Annotated in this window: 15 protein-coding genes; 3 read left to right on the top strand and 12 right to left on the bottom strand. The window is 61.0% G+C overall.

From position 1 onward, the window contains the following. Positions 1 to 15: 15 nt before the first annotated feature. The 4 genes from U5782_RS34165 to U5782_RS34150 all read right to left on the bottom strand — a co-directional run bounded on the left by U5782_RS34165 (position 16) and on the right by U5782_RS34150 (position 5,743). Positions 16 to 1,590: an ATP-binding protein gene (locus tag U5782_RS34165; protein WP_322048266.1), complete on the bottom strand. Its 1,575-nt coding sequence runs from the start codon at positions 1,588 to 1,590 to the stop codon at positions 16 to 18. Continuing rightward, positions 1,587 to 4,019, bottom strand: a complete 2,433-nt coding sequence (locus tag U5782_RS34160; RefSeq protein ID WP_322048265.1) for a DDE-type integrase/transposase/recombinase — start codon at positions 4,017 to 4,019, stop codon at positions 1,587 to 1,589. The genes U5782_RS34165 and U5782_RS34160 overlap by 4 nt, the downstream gene beginning before the upstream one ends. Before the next feature lie 26 nt (positions 4,020 to 4,045). Continuing rightward, positions 4,046 to 4,858, bottom strand: a complete 813-nt coding sequence (locus U5782_RS34155) for a TnsA endonuclease C-terminal domain-containing protein (protein WP_322048264.1) — start codon at positions 4,856 to 4,858, stop codon at positions 4,046 to 4,048. Positions 4,859 to 4,993: 135 nt separating this feature from the next. Beyond that, a complete protein-coding gene (locus U5782_RS34150) occupies positions 4,994 to 5,743 on the bottom strand; it encodes a hypothetical protein (protein ID WP_321883309.1) in 750 nt (249 codons plus the stop codon). 889 nt (positions 5,744 to 6,632) lie between these two features. Here U5782_RS34150 and U5782_RS34145 point away from each other — a divergent pair. Then, entirely contained in the window at positions 6,633 to 7,457 is an 825-nt protein-coding gene (locus U5782_RS34145; RefSeq protein ID WP_322048263.1) for a DNA-binding protein, read from the top strand. A gap of 25 nt (positions 7,458 to 7,482) precedes the next feature. After that, positions 7,483 to 9,027, top strand: coding sequence for a tyrosine-type recombinase/integrase (locus U5782_RS34140; protein ID WP_322048262.1), 1,545 nt, complete (start codon positions 7,483 to 7,485; stop codon positions 9,025 to 9,027). A gap of 56 nt (positions 9,028 to 9,083) precedes the next feature. Here U5782_RS34140 and U5782_RS34135 read toward each other — a convergent pair whose 3' ends face one another. Next, entirely contained in the window at positions 9,084 to 9,332 is a 249-nt protein-coding gene (locus U5782_RS34135; protein WP_321883312.1) for a helix-turn-helix transcriptional regulator, read from the bottom strand. A 76-nt stretch (positions 9,333 to 9,408) separates the two neighbouring features. On the opposite strand from U5782_RS34135, the gene U5782_RS34130 reads away from it, so the two are divergent. Further along, positions 9,409 to 9,852 (top strand): hypothetical protein, encoded by a 444-nt coding sequence (locus tag U5782_RS34130; RefSeq protein ID WP_321883314.1) that lies wholly within the window; start codon positions 9,409 to 9,411, stop codon positions 9,850 to 9,852. Positions 9,853 to 10,423: 571 nt separating this feature from the next. Here U5782_RS34130 and U5782_RS34125 read toward each other — a convergent pair. The 7 genes from U5782_RS34125 to U5782_RS34095 all read right to left on the bottom strand — a co-directional run bounded on the left by U5782_RS34125 (position 10,424) and on the right by U5782_RS34095 (position 17,055). Beyond that, a complete protein-coding gene (locus U5782_RS34125; RefSeq protein ID WP_322048261.1) occupies positions 10,424 to 11,377 on the bottom strand; it encodes an alpha/beta hydrolase in 954 nt (317 codons plus the stop codon). Beyond that, entirely contained in the window at positions 11,343 to 12,143 is an 801-nt protein-coding gene (locus tag U5782_RS34120) for an alpha/beta hydrolase (protein ID WP_322048260.1), read from the bottom strand. The genes U5782_RS34125 and U5782_RS34120 overlap by 35 nt, the downstream gene beginning before the upstream one ends. Before the next feature lie 150 nt (positions 12,144 to 12,293). Next, positions 12,294 to 13,085: a substrate-binding domain-containing protein gene (locus tag U5782_RS34115; RefSeq protein ID WP_322048259.1), complete on the bottom strand. Its 792-nt coding sequence runs from the start codon at positions 13,083 to 13,085 to the stop codon at positions 12,294 to 12,296. Between the two features lie 52 nt (positions 13,086 to 13,137). Further along, positions 13,138 to 14,076 (bottom strand): SMP-30/gluconolactonase/LRE family protein, encoded by a 939-nt coding sequence (locus U5782_RS34110; protein ID WP_322048258.1) that lies wholly within the window; start codon positions 14,074 to 14,076, stop codon positions 13,138 to 13,140. Beyond that, entirely contained in the window at positions 14,073 to 15,356 is a 1,284-nt protein-coding gene (locus U5782_RS34105) for an MFS transporter (RefSeq protein ID WP_322048257.1), read from the bottom strand. The genes U5782_RS34110 and U5782_RS34105 overlap by 4 nt, the downstream gene beginning before the upstream one ends. A 29-nt stretch (positions 15,357 to 15,385) precedes the next feature. Continuing rightward, positions 15,386 to 16,222 carry an amidohydrolase family protein gene (locus U5782_RS34100; protein WP_322048256.1) on the bottom strand — a complete coding sequence of 279 codons (837 nt, stop codon included), beginning with the start codon at positions 16,220 to 16,222 and terminating at the stop codon, positions 15,386 to 15,388. Further along, positions 16,222 to 17,055, bottom strand: a complete 834-nt coding sequence (locus tag U5782_RS34095) for an SDR family NAD(P)-dependent oxidoreductase (RefSeq protein ID WP_322048255.1) — start codon at positions 17,053 to 17,055, stop codon at positions 16,222 to 16,224. Before U5782_RS34095 ends, U5782_RS34100 begins: the two co-directional genes overlap by 1 nt. Positions 17,056 to 17,062: the final 7 nt, after the last annotated feature.

Raw genomic sequence — 17,062 nt, 5'->3', positions numbered from 1 at the left:
AGGCGATCTAGCGGATCAATCCGCCGACGGTGGTGCAGTCGGAGAGCGCGACAGTTCGCGCCTCTGGAGCACCTCAAGTACCACGCCATACGACGTCAGCGCAGGCATGTCGCGCAACACCTCGCTAACCCGGAGATCGGCGTCGCTGTGCGTGAAGCCGAGCGGCAGTAGAGACGCCACAGCGGAGGCAAAGGTCTGGCTGCGGACCTCATCATCGATGCCCTTGTTCTCTTTCTCATTCGGGCGACTCATCGCCCGACGATGCACCTGGGCCGCTTCTCCGTGGAGGATATCCACATAGTGGCTCAGCGCTTTCGAGTCCTGGGCGCGCAATGCCTTGACGACACCGGTCAGTGGTTCGAGCAATTCCTGCTGCACCTTCTCCAGCAGTTCTGGCGTGAACTGCTCACGTTTAGTTTCAATCGCCATGTACTGCACAAGCCTGGCGAGGAGTTTGATCAGCGCAGGCAACCCGGCACTGTGATCCAGAAGGGCAGCTTTAACGCGCTCCGGATCCGTGATCGGCTTCTTCAGAAAATTTAACGCCAGAACCTTGTCTGCAAATCCCTTATAAACCTTGTCATCGCTCAGGGGTGCCATGACCTCGTAGCCATCGCTCGACACTCGTCTGGCCAGGCGCAGCCGCGTTTTAATGATAGCCTCGGTTTCTGGCGTGCCCAGCACCATCATGCAGCAGCAACGGCTGTTCAACAGATTGACCACGGTGTCCAGCAACTCCGTGCTGGCTGCCGCACGCAGGAGATTCTGGAATTCGTCAATCACTAGCACGCCAGCGAAGTGCCGGCGCAATACCACGTCGACCTTTATCCCGTAGTCGTCGCTGCTGTCCCGCACTTGCATCTCATCGAGATAGTGAGTGTCAAGGTGCTCATCGACCCAGCGCAAGATACTTTTCAGAAAGCTTTTGACGCTGCCATTGGCGGGACACGTGACGTATATCCAGACAAGCTGCCTGAACCGGCACGGTATACCCCGAAACTCCGTGTGACGGATCACTGGCGGGAAGAGGCTTAATGCCAACCTCACCGCTGTGGATTTGCCAGTACCCGACATACCGACGAGCGCCCGGCATGCCGCGTGACCTTCGACCAGATCCGCAATGACGCCAGGCTTTCCGCTTTGGATCCTGTTGTAGGCATCCTGCATATGCCTATGGATGTCGATCGTCGGATTGATGGGTCCATAGTGGTTCCGCAGGGCAACGTGCATCCATTCGAGCAGGCTGATGTGAATTGGAAGAATGATCAGCAAACGGTCAATTCGACCGATGGACATAAGGCGATGCTCTTTTGGCCAGGCACCGCATCCCTCCGGACACGCAACAGCGAAGTGCTCTGCAAGCGCCCTGAGCGTTCCTTCGAGATTCACAAAAGTCGGAAGCGCGAGAATCAGCGGGTTTTCGGCGTATTCCGCCAGTTCAAAGCCGCCCTCGTGATACACCGCCAGGACATACCGCTGTGTCCGTGCGAAGATGGGATCGTTGAAGACAGAGCGTGATGCCTGCACGTCCTCAGACTCGCCAGCGGTATGATCAGCCCCGGGCACGCGTCGGCTATTCGGACGTTTCATTGCGGAACTCCTTCGGGATCAGCGTCATCATGTGACCCGGTTGCCGCTTCGAGAAGCTCGATGGCGGCAGCTTCGCGCTCCGCCTTAAGCGAGCCCTTCCGGCCCTGCTGCGGCTGATCGGGTGCGCGTTCGGAGGTCGACGTGTGAGCTCTCGACGGACCACTCCTTGGCGGGGAATACGCGTCCACTGCACGGTTTAGGGCGTTTTCCTGGTGCCGTGCGTCGCTCATGCCGGTTGACGTAGGATGCTGTTTTCCCGAGTCCTTGAGTGCACTGCGGGTGCGTTTTTTGGCGGACTCGGTGTCTACACGGGCGTTGTTCATCTGCATGACCCGCTCAGGCTGCTGCCTGAAGTTTTCCTCGCGGTCGTTTTCGTGGAGTTGATCGGCATACTGTTGATGCTCGATCCACGAGAGCCCCTGCATCTCGATTCCGCAGTCGAGCGCCGGGCAGAAAACGGGAAAGCCGCCCAATTCAACCCAGATTCCGCCCAATTCGTCGGGGTCGCTCTGCACGTGAACGTGCCGGTCCTTGCGGTCAAGGCGGCCCAGATAGGCGTCCTCCGTGGCCTCCGATCCGTAGAACCTGCCATGCAGCTTTACGCCACGCTGAGTCAGCAGCCCAGTATCATGCCGCCACGTCGCCAGCTGAATATCGCTAAGAGAGTGCTCCAGGAGCGCACCTGAAACGTTTTCGACTCCCCAACGCCAGCGGTTGATGGGTGTATTGGATTGGTGGGAGAACACCAGATCCGGGTGGGGAAAGCCACCGGTCAGCGGCGTCCTGTGATAGACATGGACCGCGCGCAAAATGTGCGTCATAAATTCACTGAGCGTGTACACCGCGTCCCAGGGGTAGCGCCGCGCGCGTCGATGCTCATGCCAGTCACATTCGACGACTCCTACCATCTGGCGCTGCCAGACGAGCGGGACACTCCCCCAGCGCCGCTCGGCGGCAGCTCTCCAGGTCGGCGTGTAGGGCCGGCAGTTGGAGATTGAGATACCCAGCTTCGCAAGGCTCAGCCAGGGCTGCGCGGCCATGAATTCACTTCCACGGTCGCAAACGATCTCCGGAGCCAGAAAGTGGCACGGCCAGGCGTCGTCCTCGATGTCAAAACCGAATTGCGCACAGAACTCCTGTTTCCCCATCACCGCCGCCTCGATGACTGATGCTGCAGCAGCAAAGCTTGGTCGCTCGAAACTCGCATGTACTGCCACGATCATCTGACTGAACGAGTCAATCAAAAAGTAGATGGTCGGACGCCCGACCACTACAGTGCGATCCAGTCGGGAAACCAGATAGACGTCGGCGATCGTCGCGTCTAACAAAAATTTGTCGCCTGGTCCCTTCACCCGACGGTCAGCGCGACCGCGAAGCAGCAACGGTCCGCAATCACCCCGTCGGCGGGCGGCCATCAATGCGCGTACATCCGGCTCCGATTGACAGAAATAACTAACCTGTCTGGCCGTAATGATCCCGACATCGCTTAACTCCAGTTCCGTCAGGTGGCCCTGCTCGTCCCTCGCCTCATGGACGGTGCGCGCGATCGCGTTCAGCGCATCACACACGTTTTGATAGCTTGGACGCGACCTCCCCTTACGCGTCGCGCGCCGTGTCTGGCCATGACGCTTTGCCTGTGTCAGTTCGCGTGCTACCCGTTTCTTGATCGCACTGGCCGCCTCCTCCTTACTCTTGCCGGTTTGCCTTGCGCCAAGCGCTGTAAGCCACGGGGCCTCGCCTTCGGTCAGCAGCAGATCGACCGCCTGCCACAACAGGCAGGCCAGTTGGTCACCGGGAACCATATAGCGTCGCTCGGGATGCAGGCCCTGCGCGCCTGACTTGCGTCCTGGCCGACAGGTGTAGTTTCGTCTGGTCGGTTTTTCACCCGGCTCGCCGCGATACGCGCCGCCGCTTCGGGGCCGTCCACAATTGGGAAAATCACTCGTTACCGCCTGTTTAGTCATGCCTCGCTGGAAAAATCTGAGGAGATAGGCATGAATAGTTTTGGGCTGCACATTCGCAAGTTCGGCGGCCTCGTGAATCAGACGGCCCCGCGTGGAACGGTCGAGAAGTGGGCGGATTACTGAAGGATCGAACGTGTCTCCGGGCTGGACGATCGGGCGGATTCGCTTCCAGACCTCATCCGACCTCCTGACGTTTGCGTCGAGCGATCTGCGTGTCCGTTTCTCGTCCGCGAACGGATCCTCCCAAACCCGAAGCATCCGCCCTGGACCATGAAAGCGATCGTCGGTGAGCACCCGCAGTTCGGCCGTCGCGTAGCGGAAGAACTTGAGATGCCGCCCTGAGATCGGGCAAAGGTCAGTGCGCTCGGCGTTCGAATAGACGACACGGTAGATGATCCCGGACTCCGCCGAGCGCCACAGACTCCTCACAGGGTATGGGATTCGGCATTGCACGCGCATTGGCATGTCGAAACTCCTGGGCCGCAGCTGACTCAAGCGCGCGCGATCGGCGCCACGACGGTGAAGGCCGAAGGCGGCAGGCAGAAGAAGTCACGAGCTGACAGGTCCACCCTGAGAACCTGCGTGGCCAGCAACCGCCGGAACGCGCCAACAGCAGTTCCGGAAGGTAGCGAGCCTCGTCGGGTCGCCGCGCGGCAGACCTCACGTACATCGACGTGGTCATGGGCAGTCAATTCTTCCAGCACCACCGACTGGGCCCGTTGCTGGGCCGCCGTCACGCCGGTGCGGATCACCTGCTCGCAAACTGGAAAGAGCCAGCTAAGGTTCCGCGCGAGCGGACTATCAACGCCTCTGCGGCAGCAAACAGAAAAGCTCGCCCCGCACGCGCTCCAGTAGTACTCCAGCAAGGCACACTCGGTCCTGAAGGCCTGCGTCGATGCGCTGTCGGAGTGACGCGTTTGGATCGCCTCTTGCACCAGCTCGCCCGCTTTCTGCCGGGTTATGAGCAGATCAGTCAATAGCACTTCGGGATTCGTTATCCCACCTGGATGCTGGAGCCCATGGCGCACGGCAATCGCGGTTGTATGTGTCGTGAGCGCCGGAACATGTTCACGGATATCCGTTACGTCCTCCTGAAAGTACTGCTCCATGAAGACACACAGCTGCGTATCGGACCGCAGTTCGACGGTCCGGTTTTCAAACCGGGCGCACGCAAACCGGTGAATGAGGCCCGTCCTCGGCAATTCCAGCCCCCTTAACGGCGACACATATTCCTCGCCCTGCAGCATGCCCAGATGCTGTCTCGTCAGCAGGCGACGCCGCGTCGAACATGACAGACCGATCATGATTCGCATTCCTTATCAATTGCGGGATATCGACACGGTTTTTCTATGGTGCGATATCGACAAACCCGGACTTTGTCCAGCGCCCGAAACAACCACGGGGACTGGACAAGGTCAGCGAAAATGTGCCCCATTGGGCTAGACCGGCTCTTTCAGAGGATGCCGTCTGGCCCCGTAAATAATGACGTTCCGGCAGTGGTCAAACACCCAATCCATGACCGGTGAAAAATCGGCCGCCCGCGCCTCAAGCATGAGGGTGTGAGGCAGGCCCTTCCGTGCAGAAAGGCGCTCCAGGCATGCCCCAGCGTCAGCGGCACCGCATGCATCGAGAAGTTCGAACAGCATCGACTCCTGGGTCATCCAGTCCCTGACGATGAGAACACACCAGCCCACGCCAGCCGGCCTGACAAGCCCGGATACCGGATGCATATCGATCTGCCAGACGCCTTGACCAGCCGGCGACCGATCTTTATGCCCCCTTGCGGCGGTGCCGGATCCGTCAGATGAGTGCAGCCTCTCGACTGTCGACTTCACTGGATAGCCGTGGGCGAGCCGGGAATCATCGGGATCGGACGGCAAGCATGAAAAGCGCGCGCCCGCACCGCTCCAGCGATCATCCCGTTTGCGGCGTGACCGCTTTCCAGCTCCCAGCTCGAGCAGTTCGCCGCTCACGATCTCATCCCCAAGCCATCCCCATATCGGCAGCGCGTCATGGCTGAGCTGCGGGACGACCGGGAAGCGCCGCCGCTTCCCCGACACGGGTACTTGCCCGCTCGGCGTTGGGCGCTTGTCGTGCCTGGAGTGCTGGTCGTGCTTTTTTGACTTTGCACAGCGGTGCTGTTTGTCTCGCTTTCCATTGCCAGCGACACGTCCAGTTGATGACTTCATGTGTCCTCCTGACCGGTGAAAATGTGGCCCCAGTTACTGGCGCACGGGAGAATGCCCGCGGCGGCGGTCTCTCTCATGGAGACCGCCGCACCAGGCACGCCGAAGCTTGCATCGGTGCCTGCGCGGTCACCGTACTGGATGGCGACCTCGCCTTGATTCTGTTAGCACACCTGAATGCCGTACATGTACTTCCCGACGGTCGGCGCAACTGAGGCTGTGTAAGTCACAGCACAGCCTTGTGCAGGTAACTGTAGTCCATGTCCAGGGCGGTTCAATCTGCCCCAAATCTGCTCTGCGCTTATCGCCTTCGTCGTGCTCGCACGGTCGATAACATGGACGCATAAGGCAGGTGGCCTCACCCGCTTCGTCGTCGCCTCGCCTCCATTTTTCCTCATCCTTACCGCCCCTTACTGGCACATGGGATTTCGGCACATTGATTCGGATAGCTAATTGATGCAATTCGATACTGGAAGAATCGGCGTGCTGTCTAACAACCCTTGCAATAGTCAGATGGTTTCAGCGGTGATGAGTTGAGATTTTCTGATATGACTTCTTTGTCTATCTGTTCGCCCGTCAATCCGGCTGAATGACGTCGTACAAGCCTCCCGCTCCCTCGCTTCGCTCCCCCTTAGCGTCGATCAGGTTTTCTGATGAGCCGGCGAACCGGCCAGCGTCCACGCGGGAGGGTGGCATACGCCCCCAAAACCGGATGTGAGCCAGGCTCACCCACTCCCGCTGCCGGGGGGCGTTTGCGCGAGTCGATTGGCACGATAATGCAAGTTATCTTGCTATCCTAATTTTTTCCCTGCCAATTTTCCCTTGATTGGCGCAAAGCGCGTCCGGGAAACAGACAATCGCCTTAAACCGCCGATCGGGGCGATAATGATGCATGGGACGCACACCGCTCAACACGCAGGAAGCAATCCGTTCCGTGGTCCTGCGCCTGCTGGACTCGGCGGGGGTCGTCGCGCCCATCACGCCCACCCTCTTCCGGCAGATTGTCAGTGCGAGACGGGTACGGGACGAACTCGGTGCTGGCGATGCCGGGTGGATTGGTCGCCAGATTCGTGACATTGAAACGGAGATAGTTACCGAGTCGGCGACCCGGCGCCATTCCGTCCCCGGGCTGCCCACAACCGTCGCCGATTCAATGCGTGCCTTGTGGGTTGAGGCACTGCAGGCCGCGCAGACCGAATTCTCTGACGCACGCGCGCAGGCCGAGGCATGCGTGGTCCGCGCTGAAGCCGACCGCCAAAATGCGAGCGCCGTGACTGCCATGCTGCGCACCGAACTGGACGACTGGCAGAAGCACGCGCGCTGCGGAGATACCCGGATCGGACAACTGGAAGCGGAACTGGCCGAGGCGCGCAGGCACCTTTCCGACGAGTCGGAACGGGCGCGCCGCGCCGAAGCCAGACTCGCTGAGGTGTCCCTCGCCAGCGACGCAGCCGGGCACCGTCACGCCGAGGAACTGGCAACCGTCACGGAGAGATATGCCGGCCTTTCCCGCCAGTTACTGAACTGGACGGATCAAGTTCGGCAGTCACGGGGTTCCAGGCCTGCCGCTGTGCCACCAGAGATGGAAGCGCTGCGCCAGAGCGTTTCGCAGCTAGCCGAGCAGTATGAAGAACTGCGCAAGTCAATCACACTGATTGCCGCGCACGTCCCCCGCGACAGCGCGCCCACGGGGCCGCAGGATCGGTCTGCGGGCTGATGTACCGGTCAGACGGAGTACTGTCGTGCTGCTACACCCCGCAAACTACCTCGACCTTGCAACGGATCCGCCACGACCGTTGCCCGATGACATCCCGGGGGCCGTCGCTTATCTGAGCACTGTATTGAGCCAGCCGGTTTTCGAGACATGGACGCCCGCCAGACTGCTGCAGTCGTATGGCTCGATGCCAGCGGCCAAGGCGGCCCAGCCTGAAGTGTTTTCTCTGCTGCTGCAGGCCGCCTGCGCGGTCCAATACTGGGATCTAGGGCAGATCCGCACCGTGGCCGCGAATCAGGCTCCCGACGCCGAAGCCGTCGTCTCGAAGCTCCTGCGCACCCTCCGGGTGCGGTTCCGTCTTGCGCAGCCCTCGCCCGCACCCGGCCAACCCGCTGCGAAGCCGCCGGGGGCGGCGGCGATCCGCCCCGACCTTCGTCCGGCAACGCTCCCCGTGGCAGACGAACCCTGGCTCAGGGGGCGTGGTCTGTTCTTCAACAGCGATCCTTCGACCAACGTTCTCGGCCTCTCCGACGATCAGGCCGCAGTGAGGCGATTCCTGCAGGAGCGCGCTTCCAGTTCCCCTCACACGATGCGCGCCTATATGTTCGAGTTACGGCGGCTGATCCGCTGGTGCGAAGCCAATGGTGTGCGCGGGCCGCTGTCATCGCTCACACGCGCGGTCCTGCTCGACTACCGCGATGCCTTGCGCCGGCGTGGCGCGGCACAGGCGGAACAAGGAAGCGAGGAGCGCAGTGAAGCCGGGCAGCAGCGTGGATTGGCCGTGCTGCGCAGTCTTTATGGTTTTCTGTCGAGTACAGGCTATCTGACGTCCAACCCGTGCGCCAGGCTCGGCGATGGTGTCGCCGCCCGCGCCAGGTTTCATCCTGAACGCATCCTTCCCGACAGAGCGGTCCAGGCGATTGATCACTGGCTGCGCCAAAGGCTGCACGATACCGGCCAGGGGCCTGACGGGATGCGCTGCGCGGCAGCGGTCGCAACGCTGCGCTTCACGGGCATCCGCCTGGACGAGTTGGCTAGCCGGAACGGCTACCCGCGCGTGAGTATCGACGCCGCAGGGTGGACACTCACGGTCATGGGTAAGGGAAGGAAGCGGCGATCCGTTCCGGTGCCGGACATTTGTACACGGTTCCTGAAGCAGTACCGTATCGCATGCGGTCTGCCAGCGACCCCGCCGCCCGGTGAGGTCGAACCGCTAATCCGCGGAAAACGGGGCGCCGGCCTCGGCCCTTCAGGGCTTTACAGGGTGGTCAAGGCGGCGTTGCGCGAAATGGCCTGTTCGATGCCCGAAAGCGAGGTCGCTGCGCGCCTGGTGCTCGCGAGCGCCTCACCTCACTGGCTCAGACACCTGATGGCGAAGACACTGGTTATCGACAGGAAGGTACCTCTGCCGATGGCCGCCGCGCTCCTCGGCCACGGTTCAGTCGTAACCACTGCCGGCTACGCACAGAGCGACCTTTCCGAGTTACGTGAAATCATGGAGGGGAGCTTCACGTTGCAGTCCGTCGCCGATACGCCGCAGCCTGATCACTCAGTTACACAGGTGCAGGGGTAAACGACCGGCCGATCGTTTTCACGGTGAAAGCGCACCGCAATCCAAGAATACTTCGCTCACTTCGCGCGCTGTCGTGGTGCGGGTGGAGACAGCAACTCGCCGACGTCCCGCCCCAGAGCGTGAGCCAGCGCCGCCAGCACCAGCAATGAGGGATTGCCAAGCGAGCGCTCGATCTGGCTGACGTACGAGCGATCCAGCTCAGCCTCCAGACTCAGACGCTCCTGGGAGAGCGACTGCTCTTTCCTGAACGTTTTGATATTGATCGCGAGATGCTCCAGAAGCGTCTCATAGTCGCGTTGCCTCATGGATCATGAGCGTGACGACTCCGGGATTGTCAGTCCACGGGATATAATCCACAAATTGACTAATTGTGAGTAAGAAATGCTGTTGACCCATGCCCAGTGGGCCGAATCCAATCCGGCGAAACAAAGACTGTCCGCACCTCACCACCCGTGGCGATGCGTCGGACTTTCCGCTGAATCACCAATTTTTTTCATCGACCTGCTCTACGATGACAATTCGGACCAGGCGATTCGAAGCGCTCTCGTCTCGTCCCCTGAGGAACTCATTGAAATCGTGACGGAAATCGGTCCGGCGCGCTGTCGCGTATTCCACCTCGGGCTCGCCAATGGTCGCCGTGAGGTGGCACCCACGCTCACGGAAGTACTCAGTCTGATGAGCTACCGTGCGCCGAGCAATTCGGTGAAATATTATGTCTACCTGGATATGGAAGGCCACCGGCAAGCCTGCTTTCCTTGGTCGCCGCGCGCAGATGAAAATTCGGTGTGGGAGGAAGAACTGGCGTTTAAGAGCGGCACATCGTAATGCGGCGACGCGTCGCCGGATAATGCCTTGTGAGCAGAAGGACTCCAAATGATGACGATTGCCCGACGCCTATTCCCGCGTAACGAGGAGAGGGAAGCCCTTGCCGCGCTTTCGGCAGTGGCGGCCGGTGCCGTTGGATCCATCGCCACCCTGGTGACCCTCGCCATGGCGATAACTGGGCACTGAACGCGAGTGATCCTCTGCAGGTGTTGCAGTACGAGCCTCACCGAGCACGGCACGACAAGCCACTGCGGTGATGCCCCAGCGCAATCACACTTTTGGATCCGCGAGTGTGGCCACATCGATCGCTACTGCGGGCTTGAATATCGCCGATTTGTGAATGCGTCCCACACAATGAGTCTCGCCGTCCCCCGATGCCCGGCCACGTGCAGACGGCAAAAAAGCCCGGCACAGCCGGGCAAACGACTCACGAAGACGCGGGACGCGAGCCGACGTGGATGAGACGCGCTTATTACGCGCTAACTCCTCCTCGCGATTCGGGTCGCTTGCTGTTCGGGATGACACCTTGAGATGATCAACGAGAGCGCATCTCAAGCGATGCCCTTGCCCGTTATTGTGCGAACTGTTTGCGAGAAAACGCCGCGATCGCGTCCGCCATCGCCTGCGGCTGTTCCGGCGCGAACGCGTGCCCAGCGTGCGGGACAACGACCACGGTGACACGGTCACCCACCATCGACTTCAGAACCTGCGAGAAGCGCCGCGGTGCAACCGGATCGGCCTCTCCCTGGAGATCGAGAATGGGCGCGCTGCCAGCTGCGAAATAGTCGTCCACTGGCGTTGTCTCGCGCGCGTGCGACTCCGCATCATGCGTGGCCTGATGCCATCCATCCAGCCACACATGCGGATCATTGCCCGGAGCAAAGAAGGCTTCTTTCAGATAAGCGAGCCGCGTCGCTTCAGGCAGGGAAAGGTCGCCCGCGCCGTCAATCGCCTTGCGCATTTCCGGGCTGATGGGCTTCTCCTTCGAACCCGGCGGTACCTTCCCCGCCGACGCCGAAACCAGCACCACGCCTTTCACCAGATCAGGGCGGTCGGCCGCCAGTTGTCGGGCGGGGAAATTGCCCCAGGCGTGCCCCACGACCACGACAGGACCCGCATGCTCCTGCTCGATCACGGCGGCAACATCCGCCGCGAAGTCGTGCATGTTGAGGTTCTCCATCGGCCCTTCGCTTTTGCCGATACCGCGCGGCTCGGGGCGCAGGACGCGAAAGCCATCGTCAGCGAGCATCTGCGCCACCTGATCGTAATCGCGCGCGGAGCGACCCAGCGAAGGAAGAATGACGATGGTCGGCCCCTTCCCCTGGCTGAACACTTCCGTGCGTACGTTGCCGTGTGGAATGACCGTATCCTGCACGGTTGCCGGGCCGACATCGGCAAATACGAACGATGAAGCCACCAGGGCGATCAACGCTGCGCCACCCTGCTTCGAAACTTTTGCGAACCTGTTCATCTCTGACATTTCCTTTCGTTTAATCGGCATAGACGCGGCGGGCAAACCGCGCAATTGCGTCGCTCATGGCGCGCGGCTGTTCGGGCGCCATCGCATGTCCTGCGTTCGGAACGACCTCCACAGAAACACGCTCGGGCATCATCGTCTTGAAAACGCCGCGAACAACGACCGCGTCGTATTGACCTTGCAGGTCGAGGATCGGCACATTGCCGCCCGCGAAGTAAGTATCGACCGGTGTCACGTCCCGCGCGTGCGCTTCCGCATGATGGGTGTCCGGGTACCAGCCGTTCAGCCACGCATGAGGATCGTGGCCCGGTGCGAAGAACGCCTGACGCAGATAGTTGAGACGCTGCGCCTGCGGCAAGCTCAAATCACCTGAACCGTCGATTGCATCACGCAAGCGCCCGTACGGCTTCTCTTTTGAGCCGGGTGGCAGTTTGCCCGCCGATGCAGCCGCCATCACCAGGCCTCGCACTAGATCCGGCCGGTCCACCGCCAGCATGCGCGCGGGCTGGCTGCCCCAGGCATGCCCCACGACCACGACAGGTCCGGTTCTCTCGTGATCAAGAACCGCCGCAACGTCGGCGGCAAAAGCATGCATATCGATGTCGCCCATCGGTCCCTTGCTTGCGCCGATTCCGCGTGGCTGGGGACGTAGAACCCTGAAGCCGTCGGCAGCGAGCAGTGCAGCGACAACATCGAAATCCTCCGCACCTCTGCCAAGTGAAGGAAGCAGAACAATCACAGGGCCCTTTCCCTGAGCGATAGTCTCGATCTGAACGCTGTCGTAGTTGACGAGGAAATGTGTAGGCTCACCCACGTGCCTCGCCTGCTCGGTCGCGACCGCGCAACCCACTGAACTGGTCAACATCACCGCCACCGCGAGGCGGACGATGCATCGTCTGGATATAGTTAATGGCATTGTCTTAACGGTGTTATCTGAACTTTCATCCCGGCAACCAGGCCGCGGTCATTTCGCGGCCGGAATCCCAAGCCCCGTGCTCTCGATGATTGCCTGCGACTCGTGGCTCTGCACGAAATCGACAAACTTCTGCGCCTCGGCACGCTCAGAGGCGTCCTTTGCGATGGCGGCGGAGATCACACTGACTTTCTGCACCTCCTGCGGCAACGGGCCAGCGTACTGAATCGCCGGGATGGCGCGCAGTTCGCTGATTTGCTGGAGCCCTACGTCGGCATCGCCGCGCGCCAATGCGTTCCCAACCAATTCCTTACCCTTGATCAGCACGCTCTTTTCTTTCATCTGGTCGGCGATGCCCAGTCTGGTGAACAGCGTTCCCGTGATGTAGGTACCGCTCGCGCCTTCGGAGAACGCAACGGAATGGGCCGCGAGAAGAACCGCTCTGAGCTTGTCCACACTGCTCACGTCGGGGACCGGTAGTCCGGGACGCACCGCCACGCCCACGCCTGACTCGGCGATATCGGCTTTCGTTTCGGGAACGAACACCCCTTTTTTTATCTGATTATCGAGCGCTGCGCCAATCATGAAGCATACATCCATCGGTTCGCCGTGCTCGATGCGCATCGGTAGCGCGTCGGGCGACGCACCATAAGACGGCCCCCAGGAGATGATCAGATGATCTCCGGTCTGCCGCTCGAACGCCGGAACGAGTTGTTTGAAAGAGGCAGAAAGCGCTCCCGTCGCGAGCACATGCACGTCGGCCGCGTTCGCCTCGTGAACGGCCATCGCTGAAAACAACAATGCCGATGAGAAAACTGATACGCACAACTTATTGAGTGTCATAAACACTGTCTCCTTGATTATTGATTTATGGTTGATTGAGCCTACATGGAAATTACACTGCACCTCTCGTGTTCACGTACAACGCATAGAGCGACGAAGTCGACGCCATGAAGAGGCGATTCTTGTAGCGACCGCCGAAACACAGATTCGCACACCGTTCGGGAAGCGCAATATGGCCAATTGCCGTGCCGTCCGACGCGAAAATGCGGACTCCGTCCAGTTCGTCGCTACCCGTGCCCCATCCGCACCAGAGATTTCCGTCGACATCCACCCGGAAGCCATCCGGCGTGCCGTCTTGCGCATCGATCAGCACGCGGCCGTTCTTCAGCACGCGTCGCTCGTGCACATCGAACGCCATGATCGTGCGCGGCCGGGCACGGGAGGCAACCACATACAGCGTCTGTTCATCGGGTGAGAATGCCAGTCCGTTCGGTCCTTCGACATCGCCCATCACGCACTCGACGACACCGCTCTGCGGATCGACACGATAGATGTTCGCCGGCAGGTCCGGCGTGGATATCTGGCCCATGTAGTCGCTGACAAGGCCAAAAGGCGGATCCGTGAACCAGACCGCGCCATCGCTTGACACGACGACATCGTTGGGCGAATTGAGAGGTTTGCCGTCGTACCGGTCTGCGAGCACGGTGATGCTCCCGTCGTACTCGGTGCGCGTGACGCGCCGGGTGCCGTGTTCACACGCGATGAGTCGCCCCTCGCGATCGCGCGTCAAGCCGTTGGCCTTATCGGACGGATAGCGCCATGTCGCAACCTGTCCGCTTGCCTCGTCCCAGCGCAGGATCCGCTCGTTGGGAAGGTCGGTCCAATAGAGCGCACCCGCGTCGCCAAACCAGACCGGTCCCTCTGCCCATCGGCAGCCGGTCCATAGTCGTTCGACACGGGCATGCGCAAGGCGGTAATGTTCGAAGCGCCCGTCGAGAATCCGCACGGCGGGATCAGGGGTTCGCAGGCTGGGCTGCCATATGTCGTTCATGCTTTTTTCTCCTGCGTCAATGCACTGAGTAGGATCGTGAGCACCGTGGCCAATGCGAGCATTGAACCCATGCCGATCAGTCCCGCGTTGAAGGAGCCTGTGACATCGCGCAGCCATCCGACCATGTACGGGCCGACCAATCCGCCCAGACTGCCAACCGCGTTGATCACGGCGAGGCCTCCCGCAGCAGCTTCGCGACCAAGAAATGTCGACGGCACACTGTAAAAGCACGTTCTCACCGACGACAATCCGATCACGGCAACCGTCATGCCCAGCAACGCAGGAACGAGCGAACTGGACGCCACGGAGCAAAAGAAACCGACCGCTGCGCAACCGCAGGTCCACGCAAGGTGCTTGACGTAGCGCTGGGAGCGCGCGAGGACACGGCCCCAGATCAGCATTGCCACACTGCCGACGACATAAGGCAGCGCGGAATACAGTCCGATCTGGTAATCAGTCAGATGATGTGCCTTGAGGATCGTCGGCAACCACACGCCAATTCCCAGGATGCCAATGATGTAGCTGAACAGGATGGCCGTGAGCATCCAGACCCGCCAGTCCTTCAAGGCGTTTCCAAAATGGCGTTCCGCATTCCGGTCGCTCCCGCGAGCGATCGCCGCGCACAACGCGTGACGCTCCTCTGGTGACAGCCAGCGCGCCTTCTCCGGCGAATCCGTGAGCACATAGAGACAGAGCAGACCCAGCACGCACGCCGGCAAGCCCTGGAGAACGAACAGCCACTGCCAGCCGTGCAGATTCAACACGCCGTCGAGTTTGAGCATCGCGATGGACAGTGGACCGCTGAACACGGAAGAAAGCGGTACAGCGGACAGAAACCACGCCATCATGCGCGTTCTGTACTGTGGCGGAAACCAGAGAGTGAGATAAAAGATCACACCCGGGAAAAAACCTGCCTCACCGATTCCGGCGAGCATACGCAACGCCGCGTAGCTTGCCGGACCACGTGCGAAACTCGTCGCCGCTGCAAAAACGCCCCATGTAATCATGATGCGTGCGAGCCATCGCCTCGCGCCGAACCTGTAGAGCGCAAGATTGCTCGGTACCTCGAAGAGGCAATAGCCAACGTAGAAAATACCCGCCGCAAAGCCGAATTGCGACGCCGTCAGCCCCAAATCGCGGTTCATCGTCAGCGCGGCAAAGCCGACATTGGTGCGATCGAGATAATTGATGAAGTACGCCAGCGCGAGCAGCGGGATAAACCGCCACGCAGCCTTTCTACAGGCTGCGTTTTCCGCGTTGTACGTCGTCTCCTGAATCATTGTCGTTGTGCGCATGGTGGTCGCGGTGTTCAGCCGTACAGACGAAGCGGATTGCGAACGAGGACGTCATGCGCGGCTTCGGGGCCGCCGCATACCGATTCGATGAATTCAAGCAGCTTTGCATCGTCGGGAACATCGCCCTGAATGTTCGGGTGCGGCCAGTCGCTGCCCCAGATCGCACGCTCTGGCGCGGCAGCCAGCAGATCACGCACCAGCGGCTCTGCTTCCTGCCAAGGGCGCGCGGATGGGCTCATCATGCGGTCGACCCCTGACAGCTTGATCCAGCGGCGCTGGTCCTGGAGATGCGCATGCAGATCCCAAAGCAGTTCACGTTGAGCGCTCTCTGAGCTATCGACGCCGTCGGGCCGCCCCATGTGATCGACGACGAGCAGCGTTTCCAGCGCGCGCCAGGCGTCCAGTACAGGCAGCACCTGCGCGAGCCGGCCGTGCAGCAACACATGCCAGCCAAGCTTGCCGACGCGCTCCGCCTGCGTCCGCAGTCGATCAAGATCGACCTCGGCCGCAAGATGCCCCATAAAGTTGAAGCGAATTCCGCGAACGCCCCCTTCATGCAGCGCGCGCAACTGGTCATCGCTTTCCGAGCCGTCCAGTAGCGCAACACCGCGATAGCGCCCGCCGGTCCTGGCGATTGCATCGAGGAGCGCCGAATGGTCGCTCCCGTAGCACGCCGCCTGAACCAGCACGCCGCGCGAGATGCCGAGCTTGCGGTGAACGTCGAGCAGGCTGGACATGGGAGCAGCGGCCGGCCGGTAGACGGCGTCAGCGGGCAGCGGGAAGTCATGCCAGGGGCCGTAGATATGGGTGTGGCAGTCCCATCGCGCGTTTTCGAGCTCGACGTTCGACATCAATCACACCGCGCGGTCATGCCGCCGTCGACCACGATCTCCGTCGCCGTCACGAAACGCGACTCATCGGAAGCCAGATACAGTGCTGCGTTTGCAGTGTCCCTGCCGTCGCCCATGAAGCCCAGCGGAATACGTGCGACACGGCTTTCCAGCAACTTGTCGACGTCGCCACCTGCGCGCTGGCCCGCAAGCCGCACTTCGACCATCGGCGTGTGCAACTGGCCAGGCACTACGGTGTTCACGCGGATGCCTTTCTTCGCGTACTCAACCGCGACGACCTTCGAGAGCTGGATCACGCCAGCCTTGCATGCCGCATAGGCGACCTGCGCGGAACCGGTGAAACGAATACCCGAGGTCGATGCCGTATTGACGATCGAGCCGCTACCTTGCTCTTCCATCACGGGCAACACATGCTTGCAGGTCAGGAACACGCTCTTCAGGTTGAAGGCAATCTGCTTGTCCCATGCCTCTTCCGACAGTGAAACGGGGCCGCCCGCAGCGGACCCCCCCACGTTGTTCACCAGCACATCCACCCGGCCATACTCAGACTTGCACGCGGCCACCATTGCCTCGACCGCGCTCGAATCCGTCACGTCGCAACCGTAGGCGGTGATCTCGCCGCCCGCCTCCCTGACGCGCCGGACCGTTTCATCCATGGCGTCGACGTTCTTGTCGACGGCGAAGATCTTTGCACCCGCCTGCGCAAACAGCACGGCCACCGCGCGACCGTTGCCCCAACCCGGACCGACGCAACCCGCGCCCGTCACAATCGCTACCTTTCCTTGCAGACGTCCTGCGTTGACGTATTGACCACCGTTATGAGTCGATTCCACTTTCGTA

It is taken from the genome of Paraburkholderia sp. J67, assembly GCF_905220265.1.
In the GTDB taxonomy this organism is placed as follows: Bacteria; Pseudomonadota; Gammaproteobacteria; order Burkholderiales; family Burkholderiaceae; genus Paraburkholderia.
This window is presented reverse-complemented; position numbering and strand designations above follow the sequence as displayed.

Bases quoted from the DNA above. Each gene is read 5' to 3' on its own strand.
- U5782_RS34165 (WP_322048266.1), bottom strand. From the start codon at position 1,590: ATGAAACGTCCGAATAGCCGACGCGTGCCCGGGGCTGATCATACCGCT.
- U5782_RS34160 (WP_322048265.1), bottom strand. From the start codon at position 4,019: ATGCCAATGCGCGTGCAATGCCGAATCCCATACCCTGTGAGGAGTCTG.
- U5782_RS34155 (WP_322048264.1), bottom strand. From the start codon at position 4,858: ATGATCGGTCTGTCATGTTCGACGCGGCGTCGCCTGCTGACGAGACAG.
- U5782_RS34150 (WP_321883309.1), bottom strand. From the start codon at position 5,743: ATGAAGTCATCAACTGGACGTGTCGCTGGCAATGGAAAGCGAGACAAA.
- U5782_RS34145 (WP_322048263.1), top strand. From the start codon at position 6,633: ATGGGACGCACACCGCTCAACACGCAGGAAGCAATCCGTTCCGTGGTC.
- U5782_RS34135 (WP_321883312.1), bottom strand. From the start codon at position 9,332: ATGAGGCAACGCGACTATGAGACGCTTCTGGAGCATCTCGCGATCAAT.
- U5782_RS34130 (WP_321883314.1), top strand. From the start codon at position 9,409: ATGCTGTTGACCCATGCCCAGTGGGCCGAATCCAATCCGGCGAAACAA.
- U5782_RS34115 (WP_322048259.1), bottom strand. From the start codon at position 13,085: ATGACACTCAATAAGTTGTGCGTATCAGTTTTCTCATCGGCATTGTTG.
- U5782_RS34110 (WP_322048258.1), bottom strand. From the start codon at position 14,076: ATGAACGACATATGGCAGCCCAGCCTGCGAACCCCTGATCCCGCCGTG.
- U5782_RS34105 (WP_322048257.1), bottom strand. From the start codon at position 15,356: ATGATTCAGGAGACGACGTACAACGCGGAAAACGCAGCCTGTAGAAAG.
- U5782_RS34100 (WP_322048256.1), bottom strand. From the start codon at position 16,222: ATGTCGAACGTCGAGCTCGAAAACGCGCGATGGGACTGCCACACCCAT.